This is a genomic window from Leptolyngbya cf. ectocarpi LEGE 11479 (assembly GCF_015207065.1).
Lineage (GTDB): Bacteria > Cyanobacteriota > Cyanobacteriia > Phormidesmidales > Phormidesmidaceae > Leptothoe > Leptothoe ectocarpi.
Window position 1 is genome coordinate 1 of the sequence record NZ_JADEXP010000649.1, and the last position, 1,087, is coordinate 1,087.

Here is a 1,087-nt window from a genome sequence, read left to right on the forward strand (position 1 = left end):
TAAGTACTTATCCAAAATTAATTACATAGTCTTCCCCAAACCCTTTGAGGACTTTTTCGACATATTGAACCAAGCTTTCCCAACTCTCGTAAGCATCAAATTCAATCCACTCATATTTCATAAACCGCCACAAAATTTCAATCAGATTGAGTTGCGGTGAGTAGGCCGGTAACCAGAAAATCTCGACATTCTTGGCTTTCCACTCGTCAATTTTTGCTTCAACCGCAGCGCTCCTATGGACACTCGCTTGATCCATCACAATCACGGTCCGTTTCTCACACGTTTGGCTAAAGTCATCAATACAGGCAATCACAACCTCACTGGTAATGCTCTTTTCAAACACATAGGGGACTAAGTCATTTTGCCGATTCATGAATGCCAGCACATTCAACCGTTTGCTACGTTGACTCGGCAGCTCCAGGGTTTCGCCTTGCGCCTGCCACGCATACGGTAAATAAGGGACCAAGCAGAACCCACTTTCATCCATATATCTCAGATCGAGCTTGCCTTGCGTTTCCTGACGTTTGAATGCCTCCAGTTGCTCCTGTTTGGTCGCATACTCGCCCGGGTCTGGTTTTCCGGCCAGAGATCGTCTCAGACGTCGCCAACTCATTGAAGCGGATTTGAGAATGCGTTTGAGGGTGGTTTTGCTCACACTCACCTTCCAGGTCGCTTTAATCTGGGCCAACACGGCTCTGAGATTCTTCGGATTGGCTTTTGCCCATGCTCGGATCTGCTCCTTTTCCTCGTCGCTAAAGGTGGCTTTACGTCCACGGCCTGGGCGATCATATAACCCGACTAAACGCTGCCTTTCCCAGGCATCGAACCAGGTATAGATGGTTTTACGGGTGACTCCAAAGATGCTCATCAACTCAGTGACGTTGAACTTTGCAAAGCTCAGCAGCAGGCAATGGGCTCGTTGGCGCACTTGATGGTGACCACTACTTCGATAAATTCGCTGGAGTAAGTGGATCGTTTCTGGACTCAATCCCTGGATAAAGCGCTGTTTCATTGAGCGATAGACTATCTATTACTAACGGGTTTTACATCATCATGAATGATGTAAAGGTTTTTGGCGATCTACTTA

At 47.0% G+C, this 1,087-nt stretch carries 1 protein-coding gene; it reads right to left on the reverse strand.

Annotation, left to right across the window (positions count from 1 at the left end; translation table 11 throughout):
• Window positions 1-7 precede the first annotated feature (7 nt).
• Entirely contained in the window at window positions 8-1,012 is a 1,005-nt protein-coding gene (locus IQ260_RS30730) for an IS630 family transposase (protein ID WP_193996824.1), read from the reverse strand.
• Window positions 1,013-1,087 lie beyond the last annotated feature (75 nt).